28 protein-coding genes, 1 tRNA gene and 3 pseudogenes are annotated in these 26076 nt (G+C 33.5%); 20 read left to right on the top strand and 12 right to left on the bottom strand.

The window, feature by feature from the left end; genetic code table 11:
• The first annotated feature begins 30 nt into the window (after positions 1–30).
• Genes DYE60_RS03260 through DYE60_RS03250 form a run of 3 tightly spaced genes read left to right on the top strand, consistent with a single transcriptional unit; the run spans position 31 to position 1404 of the window.
• Positions 31–330, top strand: a complete 300-nt coding sequence (locus DYE60_RS03260) for a DUF6506 family protein (RefSeq protein ID WP_115315205.1) — start codon at positions 31–33, stop codon at positions 328–330.
• Between the two features lie 13 nt (positions 331–343).
• Positions 344–997, top strand: a complete 654-nt coding sequence (gene nfsB, locus DYE60_RS03255; protein ID WP_172460353.1) for an oxygen-insensitive NAD(P)H nitroreductase — start codon at positions 344–346, stop codon at positions 995–997.
• Positions 998–1005: 8 nt separating this feature from the next.
• Positions 1006–1404, top strand: a complete 399-nt coding sequence (locus tag DYE60_RS03250; protein ID WP_218563612.1) for a DoxX family protein — start codon at positions 1006–1008, stop codon at positions 1402–1404.
• A gap of 107 nt (positions 1405–1511) precedes the next feature.
• On the opposite strand, the gene DYE60_RS10315 is transcribed toward DYE60_RS03250, so the two are convergent.
• The 3 genes and pseudogenes from DYE60_RS10315 to DYE60_RS03235 form a co-directional block, all read right to left on the bottom strand.
• Complete coding sequence (locus DYE60_RS10315; RefSeq protein ID WP_424450107.1) at positions 1512–4244, bottom strand: pertactin-like passenger domain-containing protein; 2733 nt, start codon at positions 4242–4244, stop codon at positions 1512–1514.
• 723 nt (positions 4245–4967) lie between these two features.
• Positions 4968–5813, bottom strand: a pseudogene (locus tag DYE60_RS10415) (S6 family peptidase); the annotation flags it as partial.
• A 382-nt stretch (positions 5814–6195) separates the two neighbouring features.
• Complete coding sequence (locus tag DYE60_RS03235) at positions 6196–7101, bottom strand: LysR family transcriptional regulator (protein WP_115315201.1); 906 nt, start codon at positions 7099–7101, stop codon at positions 6196–6198.
• A 107-nt stretch (positions 7102–7208) separates the two neighbouring features.
• Here DYE60_RS03235 and DYE60_RS03230 point away from each other — a divergent pair, with 107 nt between their 5' ends.
• Positions 7209–8561 (top strand): aldehyde dehydrogenase family protein, encoded by a 1353-nt coding sequence (locus DYE60_RS03230; RefSeq protein ID WP_115315200.1) that lies wholly within the window; start codon positions 7209–7211, stop codon positions 8559–8561.
• A 39-nt stretch (positions 8562–8600) separates the two neighbouring features.
• Here DYE60_RS03230 and DYE60_RS03225 read toward each other — a convergent pair whose 3' ends face one another.
• The 4 genes from DYE60_RS03225 to DYE60_RS03210 form a co-directional block, all read right to left on the bottom strand.
• Positions 8601–8831 (bottom strand): YgjV family protein, encoded by a 231-nt coding sequence (locus DYE60_RS03225; protein WP_115315199.1) that lies wholly within the window; start codon positions 8829–8831, stop codon positions 8601–8603.
• A 97-nt stretch (positions 8832–8928) separates the two neighbouring features.
• Complete coding sequence (truA, locus tag DYE60_RS03220; RefSeq protein ID WP_115315198.1) at positions 8929–9720, bottom strand: tRNA pseudouridine(38-40) synthase TruA; 792 nt, start codon at positions 9718–9720, stop codon at positions 8929–8931.
• Positions 9721–9849: 129 nt separating this feature from the next.
• A complete protein-coding gene (locus DYE60_RS03215) occupies positions 9850–10269 on the bottom strand; it encodes a ClpXP protease specificity-enhancing factor (RefSeq protein WP_115315197.1) in 420 nt (139 codons plus the stop codon).
• On the bottom strand, positions 10269–10910 hold the full coding sequence (locus DYE60_RS03210) for a glutathione S-transferase N-terminal domain-containing protein (RefSeq protein ID WP_115315196.1): 642 nt from the start codon (positions 10908–10910) through the stop codon (positions 10269–10271). Before DYE60_RS03210 ends, DYE60_RS03215 begins: the two co-directional genes overlap by 1 nt.
• A 310-nt stretch (positions 10911–11220) precedes the next feature.
• Between DYE60_RS03210 and apt the strand changes: the two genes are divergently transcribed.
• Genes apt through DYE60_RS03190 form a run of 4 tightly spaced genes read left to right on the top strand, consistent with a single transcriptional unit; the run spans position 11221 to position 15537 of the window.
• Positions 11221–11763, top strand: coding sequence for an adenine phosphoribosyltransferase (apt, locus tag DYE60_RS03205; protein ID WP_115315195.1), 543 nt, complete (start codon positions 11221–11223; stop codon positions 11761–11763).
• A gap of 17 nt (positions 11764–11780) precedes the next feature.
• Entirely contained in the window at positions 11781–13832 is a 2052-nt protein-coding gene (gene dnaX / locus DYE60_RS03200) for a DNA polymerase III subunit gamma/tau (RefSeq protein ID WP_115315194.1), read from the top strand.
• A gap of 39 nt (positions 13833–13871) precedes the next feature.
• Positions 13872–14771, top strand: a complete 900-nt coding sequence (locus tag DYE60_RS03195; protein ID WP_115315193.1) for an ABC transporter ATP-binding protein — start codon at positions 13872–13874, stop codon at positions 14769–14771.
• 1 nt (position 14772) lies between these two features.
• A complete protein-coding gene (locus tag DYE60_RS03190) occupies positions 14773–15537 on the top strand; it encodes an ABC transporter permease (RefSeq protein WP_172460352.1) in 765 nt (254 codons plus the stop codon).
• 49 nt (positions 15538–15586) lie between these two features.
• Here the strand turns inward: DYE60_RS03190 and mltA are convergent, their stop codons facing one another.
• Entirely contained in the window at positions 15587–16684 is a 1098-nt protein-coding gene (gene mltA, locus DYE60_RS03185; protein WP_115315192.1) for a murein transglycosylase A, read from the bottom strand.
• Between the two features lie 180 nt (positions 16685–16864).
• Between mltA and DYE60_RS03180 the strand changes: the two genes are divergently transcribed.
• The 3 genes from DYE60_RS03180 to xseA all read left to right on the top strand — a co-directional run bounded on the left by DYE60_RS03180 (position 16865) and on the right by xseA (position 18859).
• Positions 16865–16941 (top strand) — tRNA-Met (locus tag DYE60_RS03180).
• 133 nt (positions 16942–17074) lie between these two features.
• Complete coding sequence (locus tag DYE60_RS03175) at positions 17075–17440, top strand: type 1 periplasmic-binding domain-containing protein (protein ID WP_115315191.1); 366 nt, start codon at positions 17075–17077, stop codon at positions 17438–17440.
• 90 nt (positions 17441–17530) lie between these two features.
• Positions 17531–18859 carry an exodeoxyribonuclease VII large subunit gene (gene xseA / locus DYE60_RS03170; RefSeq protein WP_115315190.1) on the top strand — a complete coding sequence of 443 codons (1329 nt, stop codon included), beginning with the start codon at positions 17531–17533 and terminating at the stop codon, positions 18857–18859.
• Positions 18860–18965: 106 nt separating this feature from the next.
• Here the strand turns inward: xseA and DYE60_RS03165 are convergent, their stop codons facing one another.
• Positions 18966–19151, bottom strand: a complete 186-nt coding sequence (locus DYE60_RS03165) for a hypothetical protein (RefSeq protein ID WP_115315189.1) — start codon at positions 19149–19151, stop codon at positions 18966–18968.
• 459 nt (positions 19152–19610) lie between these two features.
• Positions 19611–20108 (bottom strand): DUF2726 domain-containing protein, encoded by a 498-nt coding sequence (locus DYE60_RS03160; RefSeq protein ID WP_115315188.1) that lies wholly within the window; start codon positions 20106–20108, stop codon positions 19611–19613.
• A gap of 159 nt (positions 20109–20267) precedes the next feature.
• On the opposite strand from DYE60_RS03160, the pseudogene DYE60_RS03155 reads away from it, so the two are divergent.
• From DYE60_RS03155 to DYE60_RS03140, 4 genes and pseudogenes are all read left to right on the top strand, one after another.
• A pseudogene (locus DYE60_RS03155) lies at positions 20268–21292 on the top strand (phage/plasmid replication protein, II/X family); the annotation flags it as partial.
• Positions 21293–21307: 15 nt separating this feature from the next.
• Positions 21308–21607, top strand: coding sequence for a single-stranded DNA-binding protein (locus DYE60_RS03150; RefSeq protein ID WP_115315187.1), 300 nt, complete (start codon positions 21308–21310; stop codon positions 21605–21607).
• 12 nt (positions 21608–21619) lie between these two features.
• Complete coding sequence (locus tag DYE60_RS03145) at positions 21620–21817, top strand: hypothetical protein (RefSeq protein WP_115315186.1); 198 nt, start codon at positions 21620–21622, stop codon at positions 21815–21817.
• A 348-nt stretch (positions 21818–22165) separates the two neighbouring features.
• Positions 22166–22426, top strand: coding sequence for a hypothetical protein (locus DYE60_RS03140; protein ID WP_115315185.1), 261 nt, complete (start codon positions 22166–22168; stop codon positions 22424–22426).
• 233 nt (positions 22427–22659) lie between these two features.
• Here the strand turns inward: DYE60_RS03140 and DYE60_RS03135 are convergent, their stop codons facing one another.
• The gene (locus tag DYE60_RS03135; RefSeq protein ID WP_115315184.1) at positions 22660–22854 is read right to left on the bottom strand and encodes a hypothetical protein; all 195 of its coding nucleotides are present in this window, start codon (positions 22852–22854) and stop codon (positions 22660–22662) included.
• Between the two features lie 137 nt (positions 22855–22991).
• Between DYE60_RS03135 and DYE60_RS03130 the strand changes: the two genes are divergently transcribed.
• The 5 genes and pseudogenes from DYE60_RS03130 to DYE60_RS03110 all read left to right on the top strand — a co-directional run bounded on the left by DYE60_RS03130 (position 22992) and on the right by DYE60_RS03110 (position 25262).
• Positions 22992–24116 carry a phage/plasmid replication domain-containing protein gene (locus DYE60_RS03130; protein ID WP_115316413.1) on the top strand — a complete coding sequence of 375 codons (1125 nt, stop codon included), beginning with the start codon at positions 22992–22994 and terminating at the stop codon, positions 24114–24116.
• A gap of 15 nt (positions 24117–24131) precedes the next feature.
• Positions 24132–24431: a single-stranded DNA-binding protein gene (locus tag DYE60_RS03125; RefSeq protein WP_115315183.1), complete on the top strand. Its 300-nt coding sequence runs from the start codon at positions 24132–24134 to the stop codon at positions 24429–24431.
• Between the two features lie 13 nt (positions 24432–24444).
• The gene (locus DYE60_RS03120) at positions 24445–24642 is read left to right on the top strand and encodes a hypothetical protein (RefSeq protein ID WP_115315182.1); all 198 of its coding nucleotides are present in this window, start codon (positions 24445–24447) and stop codon (positions 24640–24642) included.
• 202 nt (positions 24643–24844) lie between these two features.
• A pseudogene (locus DYE60_RS03115) lies at positions 24845–24937 on the top strand (type II toxin-antitoxin system RelE/ParE family toxin); the annotation flags it as partial.
• Between the two features lie 10 nt (positions 24938–24947).
• Positions 24948–25262: a HigA family addiction module antitoxin gene (locus DYE60_RS03110; protein ID WP_115315181.1), complete on the top strand. Its 315-nt coding sequence runs from the start codon at positions 24948–24950 to the stop codon at positions 25260–25262.
• A gap of 251 nt (positions 25263–25513) precedes the next feature.
• Here the strand turns inward: DYE60_RS03110 and DYE60_RS03105 are convergent, their stop codons facing one another.
• Entirely contained in the window at positions 25514–26065 is a 552-nt protein-coding gene (locus tag DYE60_RS03105) for a hypothetical protein (RefSeq protein WP_115315180.1), read from the bottom strand.
• Positions 26066–26076 lie beyond the last annotated feature (11 nt).

Genomic DNA, 26076 nt, shown 5'->3' with positions numbered 1-26076 from the left:
TTTCATAGTAATTAAATTAAGGAGCTTTATATGAAATTAAGTAAATATGCGTTTATTATGCGTGATCCAAGTTTTGAAGTGCCACAATCAGCCCAAGTAGATTCACCTGCTTTTGCAATGACGGTTTATGGTGTAGGTTCAATGGAACAAGCGTGCGATGTGGCTAAAGAATTAGTCGCGGGCGGTATTCAGTTAATTGAATTATGTGGTGCATTTAAAGGTGAGCAGATTGAGCAAGTGATCACTGCCATTGACGGTAAAGTGCCAGTAGGGCATATGGAATACTCAGATGTTGAGCGTAAGAAATTAGTGGATTTCTTTAATAGTTAATAAGAGGTAAATAGTGTCCATTTTAGAAACAGCAAAGCAGCGTTATTCAGCAAAAGTGTTTGATACAACACGTAAAATCAGTGATGATGATATTCATACATTAAAAACAATTTTTCAATTAAGCCCATCAAGTATCAATATTCAACCTTGGCACGTGTTGATTACGGATAATCAAGAAACCAAAGCGAAGATTACCCAAGCAACGCAAGGTTATTATGCGTTTAATGAGCAAAAAATTCTTGATGCCTCTCACATAATGGTTTTATGTGTTAAAAATGAGATCAATCAAGCACATTTAGATAAATTATTAGCGAAAGAGCAGGCTGATGGACGTATTCCAAATGATGATATTTTGAATATGACCAAAACCTTGCGTGATGGTTTTCTAGCAAGTCAAAGTGAACATCCTGAGAAATTGCAAGCTTGGGCAGCGAATCAGGTTTATATTGCATTAGGGCAACTTTTATTAGCAACTGCAGATATGGGTATTGATGCTGTGCCGATTGAAGGTTTTGATGTCAATATTTTAGCGGAAACCTTTAATTTAACAGAAAAAGGGTTAACACCTTTAACTTTAGTTGCATTTGGTTACCACAGTGACGCAGATTTTAATGCAAATTTACCAAAATCACGCTTTGAATTAGACGATATCTTTACCACATTCTAGGATTTATTTTGAAAAAATTATTTAACACATTTATGGATAATTTAGCCCCTGTAACTATGATGGTTGGGCGAGTGCTACTTGGCTTATATTTTGTTGTACCAGGTATTATGAAATTTGCATTTTGGGATATGCACATTGGTTTAATGCAACATCACAATATGATTTTTATTCCTTTCCTTTTAGCAACGGCAGGAATTGTTCAGATTGTATTAGGCTCAGCCCTGATTATTAACCGTTATACCGCATTTTCAGCCTTGATTTTGGCGGGATTGGTTATTCTTATCAATATCAATTTACACGACTTTTGGAATTTCCCCGCAGAACAACAAAACTTTATTAAAAATATGGCAATTTTTGGTGGGTTATTAGTGCTTTCAGGATTTAGTTGGAAGAGCAGTAAAAAATAAGAAAAAAACAGCTAGCTTTTAAAGGCTAGCTGTTTGTATTTAGGTTAATGATTTAGATAATCAACATTAAAATGTACAATTATCATAGGCATATTTAGGGGAGGAGGTTACCATTTATACCCAAAATCTACTCCAGCAAAAGGCGATACCCCAATACTACTACCTGTAGATATTCCCCCTGTAAGTGATAGATTCATTGCACCAAATTTTACATTTCCATTTAATCCAAAACGTGCTTGAGGTGCAAAATCACTGCTGAAAGCGGTTGGATTTTGTTCTTTATTTACATAAATTTTTGGAGAATTTGCAAAACCAGCATATTCAGCAAAAATTGAACCGTTTAAATCCATTTGTGGCTGTTTTATGCCATAACCCATCGCACTTTTAACATTATAGCCAAATAAACCGGTATGCTCATTGCTGATTTTTGCACCTTTATAAGTCATAGATTGTGCTGGAAGTTGATGGTAATGTCCCGCACCGCTGAGATCAACAAACCAATTATTCCCAACATCAAAATGTTGCCCAACAGTCATACCAACTTTTGGAATAACAGCGGTATTTGTTGTACCGTCAATACTATTCTTGGCAAAAGTGACACCTGCATTTGCACCAACTCTTAACCCAGAATCAAACTCTTTTTGTGCAAATAACGTTGCTCTGGTATGCGTATTTGAACCTTTGATATGGTCATCAAACGTGCTTTTTGCTACATTCACATTCAATTGTCCGCCCAGTGTTAATCCATCTGAATTATAAAGAGCTGTTAAATGCTGATTTGCTACATCATTGCTAAAATCACGATAGTCTTCGCTCTTATGCTTAGTGAAATGACTAGAATGCCCCGCACTAGCATAAAGCGGCATATTCCATACATCATTATTATCAGCGATTAACAATGCATTTAAGCCAGATTGCATTGATGAAATCCCAGCATTAGTATATTTACTGATTTGATCTTTTTGTGAGACCTTAACCGTTGGGGTTTTCGGTGTTTCTACAACGTCTTTTTTAGGTGGTTTTACCACGTCAGTTTTTGATGTCGTTGCAGATTGTTGCTTACTTTCATTTTTATGTGTAGATGGTTTAGCAGGTTTTGACGTTACAATCGTCTCTTTAGCTTTACGTTTTGCTTGTGTATCTTTGAATAATCCTAAGAGAGTCTCTTTTGCTTTATCAACAGCAATTCCTTTTGAAATCGCTTTTTGCCAATTTGCTTTTGCTTTTTCGTACTTAGCCTGTTTTTGAGCATCGGCATCACGTTTTGCCTGTGCATCTTTTGGTAAGTCTAAGAGAATATCTTTTGCTTTATTAACAGCAATTTCTTTTGAAATCACTCTTTGCCAATTTGCTTTTGCTTTTTCGTGCTTAGCCTGTTTTTGAGCTTCGGCATCACGTTTTGCTTGTGCATCTTTTGGTAAGTCTAAGAGAATATCTTTTGCTTTATTAACCGCAATTTCTTTTGAAATCGCTTTTTTCCAATTCGCTTTTGCTTTTTTGTGCTTAGCCTGTTTTTGAGCCTCGATATCACGTTTTGCCTGTGCGTCTTTTGGTAAGTCTGAGAAATTATTGACAGTTTTCGCAAATACCCCCGCCTTATGCCAGTTGGTTTTGTATTTTTTAGACTTATCTTTATCAATCTTTGTATTATTTTCTTGTTTTGTTGCTGACAGCACATAATTTTTATCATTTTTATTTAAGTGATAACGATATGCGCCTAAATCAACATAGCCCTCAGTATTTAATGTCGCAGTAAGGGTATTTTCGCCTTTTACTTCAAAAAGCGTTAAATTTTGATTGAGTGGCTCTCTCCCTTGATCTCTCACATTAAATTTAGTGTGACCTGTGGCATTTTTATTCACAAGTACTTTATCACCTTGCTGGCTACTTAAATCAGTTAGGAAATCAATTTGTCCGCCTTCACCAATAAAACGCTCAGTGGTCAGCGTACGATAATGATCCGTTGTTGAGCGATCAAAATTATTATTAAGCGTAATACGACCTTTATCTTTTAAGGTTAGCTCGCCCACTTTTGTATCTTCTTTTAGCGTCCAGTGAGCATCATCTTGTAATGTTAAATGGGAATTGTTAAGCGTTACAGTGCTATTATTAGGTTGGTTAGTTCTCAGACGTTCCCATTCAAAAAATGGCGAAGTTTTAGCGTCGTCACCAAAATAAAGTGATGCACTGACAGTTAAATCAGGTTTTTCATTTTCTTTGATACTTCCTGTGAAATTTGAACCGCTTGCAAGGGTTACTTGGCTACCGTGATCCAGTTCAATGTTACCAGCCCCAGTGACAGCACCTTGATAATTGGCTTTGCTACCAAATTTTACTTTTGCGGTATCTGTCACAGTTAAATTACCACGAATTTCAGTTTGTGGCATTGCGTTAAAGCCTTGTGGGGTAAAGGTTGAAGTATTATCTCGGCTTCCACCATAATAACGGTTTTCAATAAATGATTTATCATTTTTGGTATAGCCTAAATTGGCAGTTGCATTCTGTTCAAGGGTAATATCAGCTGTTAGGTTTGCTACATTACGTCCTATTGCAAATTTTGCTCCATTTTTAACCGCTATATTCGCAAATTTAAATGCAGGATTTTGATAATCGTCATCATAGACAACTTCACGTTTCTCCGTATATGTTTTATTGTTATAAACAACAGGTTTATAATCTACATCATAAGCGTGCGGTGTTGGGCTACCTTGTAGAATAACCGTGCCTTTATTCACATTTAAATTATTCGCATTTGCTCCACCAGTTAAAAAGAGCGTATCGCTGTCTTTATCTGCATTTTCCACTGGTGCAAAAGTAAGATTGATTTTACCCGAATTCATTGTGTTGCTAGCGGTGTGATTTTTATCCGTTTTTGCAATTTCTTTATGACCTAAATATCCCTCAAAATAGGTGGCTTTACTTGCACCTTCACCATTTTTAGAAAGATTAGGAATATTCGGATCTTCTGACCAAATGGCGTTTTGTCCAGTAAGGGTTAGGGAAGCGGTCTGATTTTTGTTAGAATTTACAATATTTGCACCATCATCAATATGATGAATACGCTGAAATTGTAGTGCGTGACCATTTAGATCCAACTTACCACCTCGAAAACCAAAGCGAATTTTATCAGTATCAAGGGTATCGCTATTGATGACTTTAACCGTTGGACGACCGCTTACATTAAAATTAGCATCAAAATATAAACCGCCAGCATCTTGATCAATGTCGTTGTTTAAAACAAGTGAACCATCTTGTCCTGTGAAAGTAACATTCATCGCATCATTATAGTCTTGACGATAAATATCGCCTCTTTGAGCACGATGAGCAGAATTAAATAGGTTAAGTGTTTTATTTTCATTGCCACCTGTTAATGTTGCTGTTGTGGTACCGTTTTCTGGATTAGGGGTTGGATTAGCGGTAAGGGTATATTCTGTATTTGGTGTTGTATTATTAACTTCAAGATTTTTATAGCGACTTTGTTCAAGTTTATTAAATGAAGGTTTGGTTTTTACACCATAAATTCCTGCGTGTTTTAGAAAACTGTCCCAACCATATCCCTCTAATAAACCGATAAGAAGATATTTTTGCTCTTGTGCATCATAAACATAAATAGCTGAACCACTATCGCCATTCATTGCAAAAGTGATAAGAGGTTGTTCATTATCTTCTTTAGCTAATGATGGTTGATATCCCCAAATAAAATCATAATATTTTTCATTTCTATCATCATAGTCAAAATTTTTAAGACGTTCAGGCAACATTGCACCGCCAGTAAGGTAATTATATATACCGCCTGCAAAATCTCTTTTACGAGAACCATCTTCATTAAAGATAATTCTATATTGATCCCCAGAACCACGTCTTACAAAGAAAGGAAAGCGTGTTTTATCTGATAAGTCATAGGTTTTGCCATTAGCTGTATCAGGTAATTCTGCTGGTGCTGCCTCTGTAACTAATTTTGTTAAGCGAGGAAGCATATAATCGTAATTGTTAAGCTCTGTACTCGGATCTCAATAATGATGGCGATTAGCGAAAGAGTATTCAAATTCAGGATTATCTGGGTGGAATTTTGCAGTGCTTCCAAAAGAAGATTTTGTTAAATAGGTTCTATTATGAGAAACGCTCACAACATACTGTGGATCGATAAGTGTTGCGTTTCCTTTTAAACTATTGGATGAGAAATCAATCATCGGTGCATTATTTTTGAGCATTGTGCCAATATGTTTACCTTGATTATTGTAAATAGGCACATTGCTTGCCCCAACGTTAAAAGCTCCCATGTTTTCAGCAAAATCACGGAAATATTGATAAGGAATATTCGCGTTGACTTCGGATGAATAGGCTTGTTGAGATAAAACTTGTGTGATGACAAGTGCGATAAAGGTAGGTTTTAACTTTATTGTTTTCATCATTTAATCCTATTAGTAAGACATAAAATAAATAAGGTTATTATAATATATTTTGTATAAGCATTAGCTAAAATTGTAAGATGACTTGATCAATAATTATTTAAAATTATGGTTAAGTGTTGTTATAGCTTATTAAAACAAAGAAAGTAAAAGACATCAGAGCATTGGTGGGCAGAATAGAGTATAAAGGGATTTATACGGTTTTACCCCTAAATAGCGAAAAGAACGAAAATACTTAGTTTAAGTCATCTGACATTTCTGTGAGATTGATTATTACTGTTTAGCTCTTTTCAGAACTTCTGCGAAAGCATTGTAATAAATGTTCTTCATCGCGGGTTAATTCAAGCTCCTTCACGCTTGAATTAACCTGATAATCGTCTATTTATTCACTGAATTTTAAATGGCTTAATAGAAAATCAACCGCCACTTTAATTTTAGGAATTTGATAATGATGTTTTTGGTAGAGCAGATAGACACCCAGCTCGCCTTGCGTGGAAATAGTCACTTTAGGATTGATATCTAAAATTTGTAATTCTCCTGTGTCTAAATAGTTTTGTACCGTCCATTGAGGTAAAAATCCGATCCCTTTTCCTGTTAATAAATTATCCAATAACCAATTGTAATTATTGCTAATTGTTACCGCAGGGGCGGAGACATTGTGCCATTGCCCATCAATTTGGGTAAGCCAAGGTGTCACACCTTGTGGCGTACGATAATAAATGCCTTGATGATTTTTCAATGCTAGGGCAGTTTTTGGAATGCCATATTGTGCTAGATATTCTGGCGAAGCCATTGCAACAAATTCATTGCTACTTATTTTTTTAGCAATAATGCGTTCATTTGGCACATAGCCCCCACGAATTGCAATATCAACATCGTTTTCATTCAAATCTGATAATTCATCACTTAAATAAATATTTAATACGATATCAGGGTACTGCTGTTTAAATTTCTCTAATAATGGCAATAAAAAGAGTTCACCAAAAATAGTCATACTGCTAATACGTAATTCGCCCTGTGGTTGCTTCTGATAATTCGTGACAACGTCACTTGCTAAGTTTAATTGAGATAGCACCGCTTGGGTATGTTGGTAATAAGTTTTACCAATTTCTGTTAAATGCACACTTCGAGTTGTTCGTTGTAGCAATGTTGCTTGTAATTTCTTCTCTAAATCAGCAATCCGGCGAGAAAGAGAAGAGGCAGGCACGCCAAAGAAATCAGCCGATTGAGAAAAACTCCCCGTTTCAGCGACTTTGTTGAAATATTTAATTGCTTTTAATTCATCCATTTTATTTTATTGCTTTTTTGACAAAAGATTTCAGCCATTTTAACTATTTTTGATTTATTATTAAAGCTACAATAACGTATAGCTAAAACGAGCATAAGGATTTAACGATGAATATTGCGACCATTATTGAAAAACAAAAAGCCTTTTTTAATACGAATCAAACTAAAGATGTTGATTTTAGGCTTTCACAATTACGCAAATTAAAACAACTTTTAAAAGAGAATGAAAAAGCGATTTATTCCGCATTACATAAAGATCTGGCGAAATCTGAATTTGAAAGCTATTTGACGGAACTCTCAATTCTTTATTCTGAATTGGATTTTTTTATCAAAAAGATTAAAAAATTTAGCAAGCCAAAGAAAGTCAAAACCAATTTAGCGAATTTTCCTGCAAAAAGTTATCGCATTCCAGAGCCATTAGGCACAACCCTTGTGATTGGTGCGTGGAATTATCCGTTACAACTTGCGTTATTGCCTGCTTTAACCGCCTTAGCCGCAGGGAATACCGTTATTTTGAAGCCAAGTGAATTAGCCTCTCACACTGCTGACATTATTGCAAAACTGATTAACCAACATTTTGAACCTGAGTATTTTTATGTTTATCAAGGGGACGTGGCAGAAACCACAGAATTACTTTCTTATCGTTTTGATAAGATCTTTTTTACAGGAAGTAGTGAAGTGGGCAGAGTAGTGTATCAAGCGGCAGCAAAAAATTTAACCCCTGTTACTTTAGAACTTGGCGGAAAAAGCCCAGCCTTTGTTTTTGCAGATTGTGATCTAAAAATGACCGCTAAACGATTAGTTTGGGCAAAATGTTTAAATGCTGGGCAGACCTGTGTCTCACCAGATTATGTTTTGGTTGAAAAATCTATTGAAAACGCATTTTGTGAAGCTGTAAAAAATGAAATGCAACAGCGATATTCCAAACCAGAAGTCAAAATTATCAATGAAAAACATTTTTCAAGAATAGAGAAACTGATAGATAAAGAAAAGGTTTTTTATGGTGGTGTTATCGATCCACAAAATCAAACAGTATCGCCGACAATTCTAACTCATATTTCATTTGATGATCCGATAATGCAACAAGAAATTTTTGCTCCTTTATTACCTGTTATCGCCTTTGATGATCTAGATGAAACGATCGATAAAGTGAAAAAATACGAAAAACCACTCTCGTGTTATATTTTTAGTAAAAACCAACAAAAAATTGACCGCTTATTAACAGAGATTTCATTTGGCGGTGGGGCAGTGAATGATGCAATTATGCACCTTTCTAATCATAACTTGCCTTTTGGCGGTGTAGGTTTTAGTGGAATAGGGAGTTATCACGGCAAGGCTGGATTTGATTGTTTCTCGCATTATAAAAGCATATTACATAAACCATTTTGGTTTGAAAGTAGCTTGAAATATCCGCCTTATAACAAATTAAAGAAAAAACTATTGGAATTCTTAGTAGGATAAAAGTAGGGCGTACTATTTATGTTCGCCCTAAAATAAATCTTATTTTGCAGCTTTCTTTGCTTTTAATTCTTTTACAATATAATAAGCATTGATAGAGGCAACAAAAATATTTAGCCCCATTACAGGATAAGCACCTGTTAAAAATCCATAAACGATAAATAGCGAACAACCAATCGCATTCACAAAACGAAGTTTAGTTACATCCTTAAGTAAAAAAGATAAAGATACGGTAACCATTGCTACATAGCCCAAAATTTCAATATAGTTCATTGTTATTTCCTCTTATAAAAATTAGGCGGGCATTATAAAAGGATTTATTTCATATTGAAATAGCAAAAAAAAGAGCAAAGGTTTGCGTGCTAAAAATTTATAAAATCTCTGGTAAAAACAGTGGGCCAAGCGGTGTTTTAGGGATATTAAAAACTTCTGGATAATGTACATCGACCAAATATAATCCTGCTGCTTTGGCGGTTGGTGCAGCAAGTTGGCGGTTTTTCTGTTCCAATAACCATTTAATCCATTCAACAGGTTGATTGCCACAACCCACTTCAATCAAGCTACCAACAATATTTCTGACCATATGATGAACAAAAGCATTCGCTTGAATATCAATCACTACGAATTGTCCTATACGAGTAACATTTAAGTGATGAACATTACGGTTAGGGCTGTTAGATTGACATTGAGCTGCACGAAATGAGCTAAAATCATTTTCTCCTAATAAGAATTGTCCAGCTTCGTGCATTTTTTGATGATCCAACGGCATATTATAGTGGGATACGCCTTTTGGTAAGATCGCAGAACGAAGATTATTGTTATAAATAACATAACGATAACGGCGAGCAGTGGCACTAAAACGAGCGTGAAAATCCTCATTGACTTCAACAGACCACTTCACCGAAATATCATTAGGTAAATGTGCGTTTGTACCAAAGCACCAGCTTTTTAACGGACGAACAGCCACTGTTTCAAAATGGACGACTTGCCCTGTACCGTGTACACCAGAATCCGTACGCCCAGCACAAAATACCTCAACGGGAGAGTTAGCAATAATGGATAATGCTTTTTCCAATTGTTCTTGAACGCTTATTACAGATTGTTGTTTCTGCCACCCAAAATAGTGACTACCGTCGTATTCAATACCTAATGCGATTTTCATTTTATGTGATTTTATAGTTGATAAAGGAAATTTTTAAGCGGTTATATTTTATGCTGAAGTTGCAAAAAGTTAGATTTTTTTAACCGCTTAAATGAAAAATTTAAAGGCATTATTAAATGCCTTTAAAAATTATTTAACTAATTTAAGCTTAGAATTTTTTCTAGGCTTAGTTTTGATAGATTGTTTAGTTTCAGATTTAACGCTTTTTAAACGAGCAGAGTAACTTTCTTCGCTGAAATATTCTTCCTCCTGAAACATCACACCATCGCCCGTTTCTTGGGCATATAACGCGATCATTGCACCGAAAGGAATATAAATATCTCTTAACATTCCACCAAAACGAGCATCAAAACTAATTGCATCTTCATCAGCAATATATTTACCAATTGCGGTTGGTGAAAGGCTTAAAATAATACGCCCTTCATTGATATATTCTTTTGGCACATCCGTATTCAGATATTCAGCATTAACCAATATGTAAGGCGTATTATTGTTATCAATAATCCAGTTATAATACGCGTTAAATAAATAAGGTCTTAATGGTTTCATTATTCTTTATCGTCCATTAAATCTTTTGGTGGCTTACCACCGATAGATTGAATAAAGCTTTTACGTTGGAAGATGCGTGTCATATAACTTTTCACAGCTTTGCTACCTGCACCAGTAAACTCAACGCCTAAATTGTGCATACGCCATAAAAGTGGGGCAATGTAACAATCTAATAGTGTGAAATCATCATTTAAGAAGTATGGTTTTGCAGCAAAGATATTACCTAATGCTAAAAACTCTTCACGTAATTGGTTTAAGGCTTTTTTGCCTTCTTCTGCATTTGGATCTTTATTTACGATATCAATTAAAGAGTACCAATCATTTTTAATGCGGTGAATAGTTAAACGTGTTTCAGCACGAGCCACTGGATATACTGACATCAATGGTGGGTGAGGGAAACGCTCATCTAAATACTCCATAATGATACGAGAATTAAAAAGAACTAAATCACGATCAACTAATGTAGGAAGACTACCACGAGGGTTTAATTCTAATAAATCTTCATTGATTGTATTTGGCTCTACATTTTCAATTTCGTAAGGCACGCCTTTTTCAGCTAATGTGATACGTACTTGGTGGCTATAAATATCTTCTTTGTTGGAAAAAAGGGTCATAATCGAACGTTTATTTATACTCGTCATTTAATACTCCTGCAAATAATTGGTTTAAAACTTGAAAGTAACGGCAAATTATAGCATAAGTTATAAGAAGTTTTCACTTGAAAAATTTAAACAATATGAATTATCAGTAAGTTTTTCTAAAAATGTTATTTATGGTACTGAAAAAATGGTAAATTTTTACTTAAATTTAACCGCTTATTCAGTGAGGGTATTTAATAAAATAGAAACAACCGAATCGAATAGTGCCAAAAAATAATTATTTTTTCTTGTAATTTCGCTAATTTTTGTTACATTTAGCAAGTTTTGTATAACTAAATATTGAGCTTAAACTATGAACCAAAAACTAGAACTAATTAAATCTTCTATTAAATCTATTCCAAACTACCCAAAAGAAGGGATTATTTTTCGTGATATTACTTCGCTTTTAGAAGTACCAGAAGCATTCCAAGCAACAGTTGATATTATTGTTGAGCAGTTTAAAAATAAAGGAATCACGAAAGTTGTAGGAACAGAATCAAGAGGGTTTATTTTTGGTGCACCTATTGCATTGGCTTTAGAATTACCTTTTGTTTTAGTTCGTAAGCCTAATAAATTACCTCGTGAGGTTCTTTCTCAGTCTTATGAATTAGAGTATGGTCAAGATACCTTAGAAATTCACACAGATGCTATCGTTGAAGGCGATAATGTTTTAATTATTGATGATTTATTAGCAACAGGTGGAACAGTTGAAGCAACTGTTAAATTGATCAATAAATTAGGTGGAAAAGTAGAACACGCTGCATTTGTGATTGGATTACCTGCATTGAATGGTGTAGAACGTTTAGAAAAAATGGGCGTAACCTCAACAACTCTTGTTGATTTTGACGGACACTAATTAGGAAGGTTAGGGGAATGTCTTATCAGGTTCTTGCTCGTAAATGGCGACCACAACGTTTTCAAGATGTTGTAGGACAAAAGCACGTTTTAACCGCATTAGAAAATGGATTACGAGAAGAGAGATTGCACCACGCTTATCTTTTTTCTGGTACACGTGGCGTAGGGAAAACTTCTATTGCTCGTTTATTTGCAAAGGGGTTAAATTGCGAAAAAGGAATTAGTGCTACACCGTGCGGTGAATGCGAGAACTGTAAAGCAATCGAAGAGGGGCGTTTCATTGATTTAATTGAAATTGACGCGGCCTCTCGTACAAAAGTTGAAGATACCCGAGAATTATTGGACAATGTTCAATATAAACCAACCGTAGGGCGTTTTAAGGTTTATTTAATCGATGAAGTGCATATGCTTTCTCGACATAGCTTTAATGCGTTACTTAAAACCTTAGAAGAACCGCCTGAATACGTTAAATTCCTATTAGCGACAACTGATCCACAAAAATTACCAATTACAATTTTATCTCGTTGTATGCAGTTTCATCTGCGTGCTTTAGAGCAATCGCAAATTAGCGATCATCTTGCGTTTATTCTAGATAAAGAAAACATTCCTTTCGAGCATTTGGCTTTAGAAAAATTAGCAAAATCAGCACAGGGCAGTGTACGTGATGCGTTGAGTTTAACGGATCAAGCGATTGCCGTAAGTAATGCTCATATTACACTTGCTATTGTACAACAAATGCTCGGTTTATTAGATGATAATCAGCCTCTTGAATTAGTACAAGCACTTGCATTGGCAAACGGTGAAAAAGTAATGGCGATTATTGATGACGTTGCACATAAAGGTGTGGATTGGTTTGCACTTTTAAATGCGATTGCTGAAACGTTACACCGTGTCGCTATTTTGCAATTGTTACCTAGCTCATCGTCACAAGAAGAAACGCCATTACATTTTCTTGCAAAACAAATTTCGCCAGAAGATGTACAGTTTTTTTATCAACTAATGTTAATTGGTAAAAAAGAATTACCTCTTGCAAGTGAACCACGTGCTGGGGTTGAAATGACAATGTTGCGTGCATTAGCATTCCATCCGAAACGAGTTGTAGAAATTCAAAATGTGACAGCCGTAACGAATAATATTTCTCCATCTGTTAATGCTACACAAGAAAATATTAGCAAGTTAAAAGAACGCTTAAATGTGCAAGAAACACGCTCAACTACGGTAATACCAGCAAAAACAGAAGCAGTAAAAATTGCAAATAATACACAAAATCAGACCGCTTCGATACAGACAAGTGCAGTAACTGAACAAACATTAGATAATACATTAAATGTATCGCCGGCAATGGCAGCATTAAAGGCTCGTCAGCAGTTGAAAGCACATAAAACAAATTCAGAGAGCGAAAAAAAAAACACTAAATTAGTGGCTAAACCAAGTGTTGTTGAGCGTGAGATCAAGAAAAAAGAGACAACACTAGATTTACAACAACGGTTAGCTAATTTAGCCCAATCGCAACCTAAAACTCCAGACAATCAACCTAATCAAAGCACTGAGCAAAGTGAAGAACAGTATCGTTGGCAGTGGCTTGATCCTGAATTAGCAAATGAGATTGAAACTGCTAAGCCTTCAGATATTAAGCGAGCGATGATACAAGAACGTACACCTGAATTAACACAAAAGATTACAACGCTTTCTTGTGAAAAAGATGCTTGGTGTAAAATTATTTATGATTCAAAGGTTACGGGTTTATCACGTTTAATGGCATTAAATTGCTATATAATCAATCAACAAGATAACAAGTTACAGCTTGCTTTAAAGCCAGATATGGCTCATTTAGATAAAGCTGATATCCATCAAACTTTAACGACAGCCTTAGAAAAAATAGGGCTGAATTATTCATTAGTAATAAAAGAAAGTAATCAACATCAAACCGCATTAGAAATTAAGCGAGAAATTTTAGATCAATTAGTCAATGAGGCAAAAAATGCATTGTTAAGCGATTCTAAACTAAAACTTTTAAGTTCAGCCTTTGATATTTCACTTGATGAAGCAATTATTCGTCCTGTGGCATAGCGTTGTTATCTCTTTTATTCCTCTTATTTTCAAGAAAAGATGAACGCATTAGAAATTAAACAATTAGTTAAAGCTTATTCCAATGGGGTAAAAGCCGTTAAGGGAATTGATTTAACTGTAAAAAAAGGCGACTTTTATGCACTTTTAGGGCATAACGGTGCGGGAAAATCCACCACAATAGGTATTATTAGTTCATTGGTTAATAAAACCAGTGGGCAAGTGAAAGTATTTGGATTTGATTTAGATTCGCAAAAACAGCAATTAAAACAACAAATTGGTTTAGTGCCACAAGAATTTAATTTTAATAGCTTTGAAAAAGTGGAAGATATATTGATCAATCAAGCGGGCTTTTATGGTGTACCACGTCGTGAAGCAATAAAGCGGGCGGAGTATTGGTTAAAAAAATTAGATTTATGGGATAAACGCCATAGTCTTTCTTATGCTCTTTCTGGTGGAATGAAACGTCGAGTAATGATTGGGCGGGCGTTAATGCACAATCCAAATTTATTGATCTTAGATGAACCAACGGCAGGTGTAGATATTGAATTACGCCGCTCTTTATGGGATTTTCTAAAAGAACTTAATCAACAAGGCACAACAATAATTTTAACTACACATTATTTTGAAGAAGCAGAGAGCTTATGCCGAAATATTGGGATTATGCAAAATGGTGAGATTGTTGAAAATACCTCAATGAAAGCGTTATTATCTAAACTAACTAGCGAAACTTTTTTACTAGATTTAGATAAAAAACAACCGCTTAATTTAGCTGGATATTCATTCAGCTGGATAGATGATACAACCATTGAAGTTGAAGTAACAAAAGAGCAAGGGTTAAATCAATTATTTCAACTTCTTAGCGAACAAAATATCAATGTATTGAGTATGCGAAATAAAGCAAATCGTCTTGAAACATTATTTATCAATATGGCAGATTAAAATGCAAAATTTTACAGGTTTTTATACATTAGCAAGAAAAGAAACAAAACGCGTTTTTAGAATTTGGCGACAAACCTTAATTCCACCGATGATCACAACGGTGCTTTATTTCTTTATTTTTGGAAAATTGATTGGCACAAGAATTGGGGATATGGATGGCGTGAGCTATATGCAATTTATCGCTCCTGGTCTAATTATGATGTCTGCAATAACCGCCGCTTATGGTAACACTGCCTCTTCTTTCTTTTTAAGCAAATACGCTAAACACATTGAAGAGCTGTTGGTTTCTCCACTTTCTACTCATACTATTATTGCTGGCTATGTAATGGGAAGTATTGTACGAGCAGGCATTATTGGCGTGTTAGTAACAAGTGTTGCTTTTTGTTTTGTTTCTTATGATGTGCATTCGTGGCTTGTCGTGATCACCATAATGTTGATGACAATCACAATGTTTGCACTCGCAGGATTGATCAATGCGATTTATGCGAAAAGTTTTGATGAAATTAACTTAATTCCCACTTTTATTTTAACGCCTTTAACGTATCTAGGGGGCGTATTTTATTCTATTTCACTGTTATCAGACTTTTGGCAAGGTGTATCAAAATTCAACCCTATTATGTATATGATCAACGGTTTCCGTTATGGCTTTTTAGGAATCAGTGATGTGCCAATTCTTTATACATTTGCGATGTTAAGTGGTTTTATTCTGATCTTATATAGCTTAGTTTATTACTTAATTGAGAAAGGTATAGGTCTGCGTAGTTAAAATTCAAAAATCGACACCTAAAATTCATATTAGGTGTCGATAAGGATAACTATTTTAATAGCCAAACACGTCCATAATGTTTCATTAAACCTGCTTTTCGTCCTGCTTTTTTACCAATACCCTGATAAATATCAAAATGTTGTCCTTTTACAGCACCACCAACATCTAATGCGACCATTAAACGCATTTCATGTTCTCCTGTCCAATCACCATCTTCATCAACAACTGGTGTTTCAACTAATAATGGTGTACCAGAAGGCACGATATTGCGATCAGAGGCAACAGATGCAAGTGCAATCAAAGGAACGCCAGCTGAGCCTTTTACTTTTCCAGAGTAATCATTTTTAAAGAAAACATAAGATGGATTACGTTCTAACAAACCTTGCACTTTATTTGGATGACTTTCGCCCCATTCTCTGATTGCTTTAATAGACATTTTTTCTTTAGGAATTTCACCATCTTCGACTAACAATCGTCCAATGCTAACGTATTTGAAACCATTTTGACCAGCATAAGCAAAATAGTTTAAGTTACCATTACCAAAATCAATATAGCCACTACCTTGCACACCAAGTAAAAAGTTATCTAACATTGAATCACTATATGCAAGTTCTAGTCCCTTTCCTGCTAATGCACCATTATAAATTTGTTCACGAGTAAAATGTTTATTACGAGGCATCGCATAAATAGGGTGTTGGAATTGTCCTATTTTAGTATGGCGAGCATTAACTACAGGTGAATAGTATCCTGTCATCAATACATTTTTAAAACCTTCTTCTCCAGTCATTTGCTGAATATTAACGCCATAAGAAGATAAATTTTGGATTTTTGCACCTGATCTTACCCAATTTGCTAATTTATTATATGTATGAGCATAATCTTTTGTTAGAGTGTCAGAATATTGCTGAACGTTGCCAAGCTGATAAAGAAAATCGTTAGGATTCACAATTTTTTTCTGTGAAGGAATTTTCTTAACAGGAACATAAGGTGCATAAGGGTAATATTGATGCTCCTTATATTTTGCACCGAATTTTTCTTTATCACTATAATTTAATTTAGAATTGTGTGATGAATTTGAAGAACAAGCAACAACGGAAAGTACAAGAGTAGTTAAAAGTGATAATTTGGTATATTTTATTAAAGCCATAATGAATCTTATAATTGATAGTAAAGTTGTCAAAGAATAGCAAATTTTTATTTAAAAAGGTATAAAAAATAACATTGAACTGTATTTGTACTGAAAAAGATCTAATTTAAAGCACTTAAACATTAAATGTTATTTAATTATTGTATTATAAAAAAATTACTGTATTATACAAATCTCTGACGCGGGGTGGAGCAGTTTGGTAGCTCGTCGGGCTCATAACCCGAAGGTCGTTGGTTCAAATCCAGCCCCCGCAACCATTTCTTTCTGAATGTTTCTATTCATTTATCATATAAATAATCACCATATAACATTTACTCTGATTTAAAATTTGTTATTATGCTTCTATCTTTTTATCTACTCAACAATTTAACAAAATAATCAGTTATTATTATGCAAGATAATCAAGAAGAGCTTACTAAAGATGAATTGTTGGAATGCTTATTACTGATAAGTTCAGAAGATTTATTAGAAGCGTTACAAGATCCTACTATTTCTTACCGTCTAAGTGATGATGAAATATTGGAGCTTGTTATTGAGCTTGAGGCAGAGGATATATTACAAGCTGTTCAAATCCCAATTATTGTACAGCGCCTGAATACTGAAGATATAGCTACATTAATTACACAAGCTCAGTATGAGCAAAAGGAAGAGATGCGACAAGTACAGCAATCATTACAATCAAAAGCTCAAGATCAAGATGCTTGTATTATATTATTTAGCATTATTATAATTATCTTATTCTTATTAATTTTATAATAGATGAGGCTTCTTTTATTTTTATATAATCCTTTCTTTATTTCAATTTTTTAGTAAACTTATCCTATATTTTTATTTTCTATATTTAAAATGAATAATATCTTAACCGTTACTCAACTTAATTATACCGTTCGCAACGTACTTGAAATGGAGCTAGGCTATATTTGGCTTACTGGCGAAATTTCTAATTTCAGCCAGCCTGTTTCTGGGCATTGGTATCTCACGTTAAAAGATGATAAAGCACAAGTACGTAGTGCGATGTTTAGAATGAAAAATAGAGCTGTTAACTTTCAGCCTCAAAACGGAATGCAAGTACTTGTCCAAGCTAAAATTAGCTTATATGAACCAAGAGGAGATTATCAGCTTATTATTGAAAGTATGCAAATGGCTGGTGATGGTTTATTGCAACAGAAATTTGAACAATTAAAAATAAAGCTCGCTAATGAAGGGCTCTTTTCTCAAATATATAAAAAGAGCATTCCTTCATTTGTAAAAACAGTTGGAATTGTAACATCTTCCACAGGGGCGGCATTACAAGATATTTTAAATGTGTTACAACGTCGTGATCCTAGTTTAAATATTATTATTTATCCAACAATGGTGCAGGGAAGTGAAGCAACTCGTGACATTGTCACGAGTATAGAAATAGCTAATGTACGTAAAGAATGTGATGTGCTTATTGTTGGTCGAGGCGGTGGCTCTCTTGAAGATTTATGGTGTTTTAATGAAGAAGCTGTTGCCTATGCTATATTTAATTCTACAATTCCGATTATAAGTGCAGTGGGGCATGAAATTGATGTCACTATTGCAGACTTTGTCGCAGATCTACGAGCAGCAACACCTTCGGCGGCGGCAGAATTAGTGAGCCGTGATCAGCAAGAACTGTTACGCCAATTGCAACATTATTCAGATAAAGCAAATTTTGCATTCGATCGTTTATGGCAAATAAAATTGACTAAATTTGAGCAATTACAAAATCGCTTGAATTCACAGCATCCGTTACATCAAATTACACATCAAAAGAATTTATTAAACCAGCAAAATGCTTATCTATTAAAGGCTTTTCAACAAATAATTCAACATAAGAAACAAAAAATAACTCATCTTGAATATAAGATTCAATTAAATCCTCTTTCGTCTTATATTATGCAGCAACAAAAACAGCAAGATTATTTATCTCAACGACTGAATTATATAATAGAAAAAAAATTCATACAGAAGCAACAGCTATTCCAACAGCAATGTGCCAAGCTTGAAAGTTTAAGTCCATTGAAAGTACTTGCAAGAGGGTATAGTGTCACTCAAAATGAGAAGAATGATGTCATTACATCAATTAAACAATTAAAAATCGGTGATCAGATCCATACAAAGATCGTGGATGGAGAATTAACGAGTAAAATTATAAAAATTCAAAAATAGAACGATCTTAAGCGGTCATATTTATATTTAATTTTGCAAATTTTATTATAAATATGGCCGCTTGTTTTTTCTAAAAATAATTAAAATGATCTAATAAAAAATTAAATTATTTAGATTCTTTTTCATTCGCAAATTGTTGATAATCTGCATCAGAAATATGTTCTAATCCTTTATTTATTAACATTTTCAATATCTCAGTATCTTTAAAACTAGTTTTAGTTAAGATTACTGCTTTCACATGCTCTTTTTGAACACGTTCCCAAGTTAAGTTATCAATATGTTTGGTTGGCATTGTCTCTCTCTTCACATAACTAATTATAAACAAAAGAAATAATAGCAACTTTTTAAAGAAAAACAAACCATTTATGAGTTCTAATTTATTAGAAACTTAGAAATTAAATTTAAAAGCAAGTAATCACTTACTTTTAAATGGGTTAAGCAAATACCTTGTAAGCAATTGCTCACAAAATGCACTAAAATAGACTCTAATAATAGATTACAAATAAAACATTACTCACATTATTGTTTTAAAAGGATATTTTTGGAGTGGGGAAGGAGGGCGTATTTTATCTTAAAAATAAGAATAATTCAAAAAAAAACACCTGATAAAATATTAAGATGAAAATTTTATTTTTATATAAAAAATAAAAACTGGAATAAATAATAATTTTAATAAGATTGTTTGTAACAAAAAATATGGGCTAAAAATATTCTTTTAGCCCATTAAATAAATATATTTTAATAAAAAGTTTTATAATTTACATTTTTCAATAATATTATTAGTCGTTAAAAATTTTAATTCTTTTGTATCAAATCTTACGGTACGAATTCCATTTTTAGAGAAAAACTCATCTCGTTCTTTATCTAAATACCTCTTGTTTTGATGACTTGCTCCATCCAATTCAATAATCAAAATAGTTTCTAGGCGTTCATTGCAAATTAAAAAATCGACTCTTTTTTGGTTTATTTTCCAGAATAATCGCCTATTTAACTTATCATCACAAGAGGCTGGTTTTACAATGCAGGAGAATGGTATTTGTGTAAAAATGTGCAGTGATGGAAATGCTTTCTTTAGTTTATAAAAAAGTATTTTTTCAGTTCTATTCATCACTTCCATTTTATGGTACAACTTCCCATCGGGTAATCGCTTATTCTTTGAGGACTTTCTTTTTTTATTTGATGTTAAAAGCATTTTTAAACTAATAATGCCTACTAAAATAAGTAATATATAGAATTGTTGATTATTCATATGTTATTTTCCTTAATAATTTTGTGCTACCACCATATATTTTACCAGTACTTAGTTTATAAAAACACAGCCTTACCATAAATTAAGCGGTCATATTTTTTTGAAAATTTGCAATTATTTTATAATTTTTAGATTTTATCTAATAAAAATTTATAACAGGGGAGTAATAACCTTTCAAAAATGCCCTTTTTAGAATTAAAAGCTAGTCCTGCAAAAAACTGTTACAGGGTCACAACGTTTTTGGTTCAACAGATATTGAATTATGTGCTTTTGAGATGTTAAACACGTTAATGATTGCACGCCCAGAGCTTTATGAGATGTTAGATATTCAATCAGCAACGGTTGATTGGATAGATGTTACTTATTCGGCTCACATTCCCTCCGACACACTTCAAAAACAAGTCATCGCATTTTTGAAAAATGTTCATTCAGGGCAAACGAAACAAACTCGCTTCAATCGTGATTATGAAACGACAGTTTGTTGGAACAGCGGAAGCCGTAGAAAATCATTAAAAGCCTATTTAAAAGGTTATGAAGTTAATAAACGAGCAGAGGAGATCAAAAAGCAATTACAGAAAAACCCAAATTCCCCTTATTTAATCAACTCATTAAAAGTCCTTACTGATACAAAATTACAAGAATTTGCAAATAAATGTGTACGCTTTGAAGCGAGATTATTACAACGTTACTTAGATGATAAATACATACCGAGAAATTTATTTAATTTAATCAAATATCAACGAAATTATGAAAAAAATGGTAAAAATTTAATACAAGATTTATGGAATGAAGCTTTTAAAGAAATATTTAATGCGATTGGAGATACTAAAATGAATGTTTATAATGAAGAAAAAATTGTTAATTTATTACGTAGAAATTACTCAAAAATAACCCCAAAAGGCAACGTTAGTTATTCAAAAGCGGATCGTTTATACGGTTTTTATGAGCGGTTGCTAGATCGTGGCTATGACACTGTTTATCGCTCAATGTCTCGTGAAACATTTAGACGACACTTAGATGATTTAATGGCAATCGGTCTTACAAAAGCCCAACTTCAAAATCTAAAATCACACGAAAAAAATAACATTATCCCATTGATGAAGCTTGTTGTTATTGATTTCAGTCATCAAAAGCCATCGTGGTATGTTGAACCAACCTACACACATTTAAGAAAAGTCGCTTAAAGGGGAGTATCATTTATGAATAAATCAAATTTAGACCTATCAAATTATCTTTTAAAAGTGGAAATCTTGCCATCTTCACAGGTTTTTGAACGCTCAGGCGTTAGCGAAAAAACGCAAAAAGAATGGCTAATCAGACACCAACAAGCCTATATTCATTTGGGTAAACCTTACCCAAGTGAGTTCAGATTAAACCTAAAAGATGGACAAGAGCCTTATAAATCAGGGCTTTACTATATACACCCACAATCATTTAAAACGAATAATTATTCGGATAATTTACAGTTGAACGATCTTTTACTTATACCAGTAGAGTAAAGGAGTATCAAAATGTTAGCCAATACTTCGATTGAAAATATCGCCTTAAATTTAAAATACATTTCTGAGCTATTGAAGTCATCTTCGGTTTTACTTCCAGAAGGTACAGAAGATGATGAGATTTTAAATCTGATTCGTTTTTTTCTTGAAAAAGTCGGATTTGATTTAGATAAAATATCTTCTGACTTACTTAAAATAAGACCGCATTAAAAACTTAAATTGATCCCGTGATACAAACGCAGAGACGCCCGCACGGTAGGAGGACGTGAATGCGTTTGTATTACGGGAATATTTTTGATTTATAATCAAAACTTATAAGTTTTGACCATATAAATTTAGTACAATCAAAACTTTTAAATCTGAGGTTTTGACTATAGTCAAAATTAAACTCAAAGTTTTGAGTGTTAATTTATCCCTTTTTCACTTATAACCTTAACTTCGCATAAGGTATATAAAGATTATGTTAATATCCGAGTGCTATATAATCGCCCCATAGGGGCATAGCACGAGAATTTACACATAATCTGAGATTATGCGATGTTATGGTGGTTTTAAACTATGGCAAACATCACTTTACAGCACATCACCCCAATTCACTTCCACGAGACCGTAAAAGCCCTTAAAACGCTTGAATACGATATCTACTTATCAGTTGACAGGCTGGATATTAGATTTCGAATTAAAGAATTTGAGAGTCATTCAGAAACGATGAAACGCTTTGAGCAAATGGAACACATTCAAGCATTCTTATATGAGCTGACAAACTCATCTGTTCCCATAGATGACTGGGATGAGTTTATCCGCACTTATAGACGTTGAGGGGGGTTATTAGGGGAGTCTCCCCTAATATAGCGTAAGCGTAGACCAGCTATGCTTATGAGCCATTTAGGTTAGTTGTGCGTAGATTTATTTAATAATCCCACAAAACAACCCTCACCCCCTATTAGACCCATAGCGATATCGACACCTAACAGAAGTCTGAAATTGTACAAAAAAAGTTCGGGAGTTCTGTACATCCGAACTTTACCGTCTATTTGGACGGTATTTTATATTTAATCGTTATCTTTGTTGTTTTTTTCTTTGTATATTAGATCTTGCTTTGCCTCATTAAGATAGTTATCTAACAAGTGGTTTACTATGTCACTCATTTTGATTAGTTTCCCACTTTTATGACTTATCTCAATAGCTAATATTTCTAGTTTATTCCGTCTTTGGGCATTTATTCTTACCGATGTATCTTTTCTCATAATTTTCCATTTTTGGGGTTACTTAATTGAATAACTATTATATATATTTTTGATTATAAGAATAACGTATGCTTGTATGTTGCATATAAATATGCTAGATTTTATTCATTGTATGTATGTATGCGGTATATAATAAGGTGTTTTTTGACTGGCTCAAAATAGAACAAACATTTGAAACTGAATTGCCACTACTTGGTAACTTCGGTTTTGTTGGTGTTTGTTTAGAAACTGGTCAATTACAGAACACTGTAAACATTCCCACTTTTCGCCATCAAGGGAGTTTTTGCGATGTAGTTTCAATAAAAATCAATGGCTATAAATTGACAATGAGTGGTAATCCTAGTCGGTGGGGTAAATTAGAAAATTTATTTGGATTAACAACAGTGGACGCTTGTGTAAATTGTTTTAATTCGATTTTAACTGAATTGGGTTTACCGAATTTTACAAAATGCACAAAGGTTTTTTTAGGTCAATCAGAAGATGGAGTAAAAGTCACAAAATATACTGATGGGGCAATTATTAAAGAGTTGCATATCACTGAAAATAGAGCAGTAGGCAAAGGAAATGTTGAACATTATTTATCGGGGCTTGCTTCATTAAATTATAGAAATTCAGTTGCTCGATTACATTCCAATGGTCAAACAGTTGACTGGTTATCTAAACAGGGTAACGCAAATCTTATCTATCCATCCGTATATAACAAAGCATTCGAATTAGAATTACATTCCTTACAAAAAATCAAGAATAAATTTGGTGAACAATCTTCGGAAGTTAAAGAATTACTTAAAGTTATAAATTATTGTAAAGATAACGGTGTAGTCCGCTTTGAACAGAAATTAAAATCTAGATATTTACAACGTGAAAATTTGAGTTATTACGGTCTAAGCGACTTTTCTAAATTATATAAATTAAATGATGAATTTTTAAATATAGATAAAAAATTACAGGTTACTGCTATGAATTTTGAAACAATTTCCGAGACATTAGTCAATCAAGGTGTAGTTGATAATTATCGTTCAGCTAATACAACATCAATGTATGCCATTCAATGGATGCACGGTCAGGTCTTTGATTTATCAAAGAGACATTTGCAACGTCATCGAGCAAGACTTCGTAAAATTGGGATTGATATTGCTTATAAATGTGATGTTTCAACATTCAACCCAGTTAAAGTTATTGAAGTCCGTCAAATTAAAACACGAGTTTTAGAAATTCCATCTTGGTATAAAATCCCAAATTATCATTTAAAATTAGTCGCTTAAAGGGGAGTATCATTTATGAATAAATCAAATTTAGACCTATCAAATTATCTTTTAAAAGTGGAAATCTTGCCATCTTCACAGGTTTTTGAACGCTCAGGCGTTAGCGAAAAAACGCAAAAAGAATGGCTAATAAGACACCAACAAGCCTATATTCATTTGGGTAAACCTTACCCAAGTGAATTCAGATTAAATCTAAAAGAGGGGCAAGAGCCTTATAAATCAGGGCTTTACTATATACACCCACAATCATTTAAAACGAATAATTATTCGGATAATTTACAGCTGAACGATCTTTTACTTATACCAGTAGAGTAAATGGGGATTTAAAATGGTGGAAAACACGTCTATTGAAAATATCGCCTTAAATTTAAAATACATTTCTGAGCTATTGGAGTCATCTTCGGTTTTACTTCCAGAAGGTATAGAAGATGATGAGATTTTAAATCTGATTCGTTTTTTCCTTGAAAAAGTAGGATTAGATTTAGATAAAATATCTTCTGACTTACTTAAAATAAGACCGCATTAAAAACTTAAATTGATCCCGTGATACAAACGCAGAGACGCCCGCACGGTAGGAGGACGTGAATGCGTTTGTATTGCGGGAATATTTTAGGATTAAATCAAAGCTAATTACCCTTTTTTAGTTATAACTTTAACTTCGCATAATATATATTATGTTAAATAGAATATTAAAATAATAAATTTTAGATATTTTAATTATAGGTAGTCATTGGAGTTTGAAAGTAAATGCGAATTGGCGTATTACATTTAAGTTTGAAAATGGTGATGCAGAAATTGTAAATTATCAAGACTATCATTAGGAGTAAGAAAATGAGAATGTATAACCCAGCCCACCCTATGGCTATTGTAAGAGAAGATATCTTGCCAGAACTTAATATTACGATAACAGAGGCAGCGAGACAGTTAGGTATTTCTCGAGTAACCTTATCGAGATTGCTTAATGAAAAGTCAGGTATTACACCTGATATGGCTATTCGGTTGCATAAATGGTTAGGTAGAGGTCCAAGTCCTGAAGCGTGGTTAAAAATGCAGTTAACTTATGACTTGTGGCAAGCAGAACAGAAGCATAAGGAATATAATGTTATTCCTGTAAAATATGAGAGTGAATCTCTTGCTTATGCTTAAGGCAAAAAATAGCTACTAGGAAATTAGTAGCTATTATGAATATTAAGTCTTGTGTGCCACTATTCAAATAAATGAATTTTTAATGGTGCTTAAATTCCAATTTATAGCTACCCGCTTGGGATAATAGCTTGGTTTTTTGAAATTTAACATAAACGTCGATAGAACAAACATCATCTTTCGAATCTAGCTTCGTTCGCATTTGATTTCCTTCGATAAAATAAACATCGGCACTTACTCTGCCCCCTTTTCCATTATGGCAACACAACATTTTCCGCAACACCCAAAGTACCTCTTTTTGAAATATATCTTATATTTTGATTATTTACAGTCATATTTTTGAAAAAAGTATAATACCAAGTACTAACAATCTGCTTGATTCCATATAATGAATAATTATCACAATCACTTGTATTCTTTAATATTTTTGTATAAAAACGGAAAAGACCACTCTTCCCATTATTCATATTTTTATTATTTTTTTGTTTCTGTAAATAATATGGTGGAGGCATTTTAAATTTGGTATTTGGCATTGCCACATTATTACTCATCACAATAGTATGATTTGGTGAGTTGTAATTTATTGCAGAAGACCTATTGCCAAGTGATATTACCAACTCGTTAAGCAAATCGCGTGGTGAATAATCTATATTCTCTGCATTATCTAAACGGCACACTCGAACTAGATCATACCAATTTGGATCGCCACTCAAATAGGCGGATTTATGCCAATCACAAGCTGATAATACAGAATTAGATGAACTTAATAATATAATAGCGAATAATCTCTTCAATTGATATAACATATCTGTTAACG

It is taken from the genome of Phocoenobacter uteri (genome assembly GCF_900454895.1).
In the GTDB taxonomy this organism is placed as follows: domain Bacteria; phylum Pseudomonadota; class Gammaproteobacteria; order Enterobacterales; family Pasteurellaceae; genus Phocoenobacter; species Phocoenobacter uteri.
This window is presented reverse-complemented; position numbering and strand designations above follow the sequence as displayed.

Coding starts and splice junctions, on each gene's coding strand:
- DYE60_RS03160 (WP_115315188.1), bottom strand. CDS start 20,108: ATGAATAATCAACAATTCTATATATTACTTATTTTAGTAGGCATTATT.
- DYE60_RS03105 (WP_115315180.1), bottom strand. CDS start 26,065: ATGTTATATCAATTGAAGAGATTATTCGCTATTATATTATTAAGTTCA.
- DYE60_RS03225 (WP_115315199.1), bottom strand. CDS start 8,831: ATGAACTATATTGAAATTTTGGGCTATGTAGCAATGGTTACCGTATCT.
- DYE60_RS03210 (WP_115315196.1), bottom strand. CDS start 10,910: ATGACGAGTATAAATAAACGTTCGATTATGACCCTTTTTTCCAACAAA.
- DYE60_RS03165 (WP_115315189.1), bottom strand. CDS start 19,151: ATGCCAACCAAACATATTGATAACTTAACTTGGGAACGTGTTCAAAAA.
- DYE60_RS03260 (WP_115315205.1), top strand. CDS start 31: ATGAAATTAAGTAAATATGCGTTTATTATGCGTGATCCAAGTTTTGAA.
- DYE60_RS03110 (WP_115315181.1), top strand. CDS start 24,948: ATGAGAATGTATAACCCAGCCCACCCTATGGCTATTGTAAGAGAAGAT.
- DYE60_RS03145 (WP_115315186.1), top strand. CDS start 21,620: ATGTTAGCCAATACTTCGATTGAAAATATCGCCTTAAATTTAAAATAC.
- DYE60_RS03235 (WP_115315201.1), bottom strand. CDS start 7,101: ATGGATGAATTAAAAGCAATTAAATATTTCAACAAAGTCGCTGAAACG.
- DYE60_RS03120 (WP_115315182.1), top strand. CDS start 24,445: ATGGTGGAAAACACGTCTATTGAAAATATCGCCTTAAATTTAAAATAC.
- DYE60_RS10315 (WP_424450107.1), bottom strand. CDS start 4,244: ATGAATTCGGGTAAAATCAATCTTACTTTTGCACCAGTGGAAAATGCA.
- mltA (WP_115315192.1), bottom strand. CDS start 16,684: ATGGCTTTAATAAAATATACCAAATTATCACTTTTAACTACTCTTGTA.
- truA (WP_115315198.1), bottom strand. CDS start 9,720: ATGAAAATCGCATTAGGTATTGAATACGACGGTAGTCACTATTTTGGG.
- DYE60_RS03175 (WP_115315191.1), top strand. CDS start 17,075: ATGCAAGATAATCAAGAAGAGCTTACTAAAGATGAATTGTTGGAATGC.
- DYE60_RS03230 (WP_115315200.1), top strand. CDS start 7,209: ATGAATATTGCGACCATTATTGAAAAACAAAAAGCCTTTTTTAATACG.
- xseA (WP_115315190.1), top strand. CDS start 17,531: ATGAATAATATCTTAACCGTTACTCAACTTAATTATACCGTTCGCAAC.
- DYE60_RS03150 (WP_115315187.1), top strand. CDS start 21,308: ATGAATAAATCAAATTTAGACCTATCAAATTATCTTTTAAAAGTGGAA.
- DYE60_RS03140 (WP_115315185.1), top strand. CDS start 22,166: ATGGCAAACATCACTTTACAGCACATCACCCCAATTCACTTCCACGAG.
- DYE60_RS03135 (WP_115315184.1), bottom strand. CDS start 22,854: ATGAGAAAAGATACATCGGTAAGAATAAATGCCCAAAGACGGAATAAA.
- apt (WP_115315195.1), top strand. CDS start 11,221: ATGAACCAAAAACTAGAACTAATTAAATCTTCTATTAAATCTATTCCA.
- DYE60_RS03195 (WP_115315193.1), top strand. CDS start 13,872: ATGAACGCATTAGAAATTAAACAATTAGTTAAAGCTTATTCCAATGGG.
- DYE60_RS03125 (WP_115315183.1), top strand. CDS start 24,132: ATGAATAAATCAAATTTAGACCTATCAAATTATCTTTTAAAAGTGGAA.
- DYE60_RS03215 (WP_115315197.1), bottom strand. CDS start 10,269: ATGAAACCATTAAGACCTTATTTATTTAACGCGTATTATAACTGGATT.
- DYE60_RS03190 (WP_172460352.1), top strand. CDS start 14,773: ATGCAAAATTTTACAGGTTTTTATACATTAGCAAGAAAAGAAACAAAA.
- dnaX (WP_115315194.1), top strand. CDS start 11,781: ATGTCTTATCAGGTTCTTGCTCGTAAATGGCGACCACAACGTTTTCAA.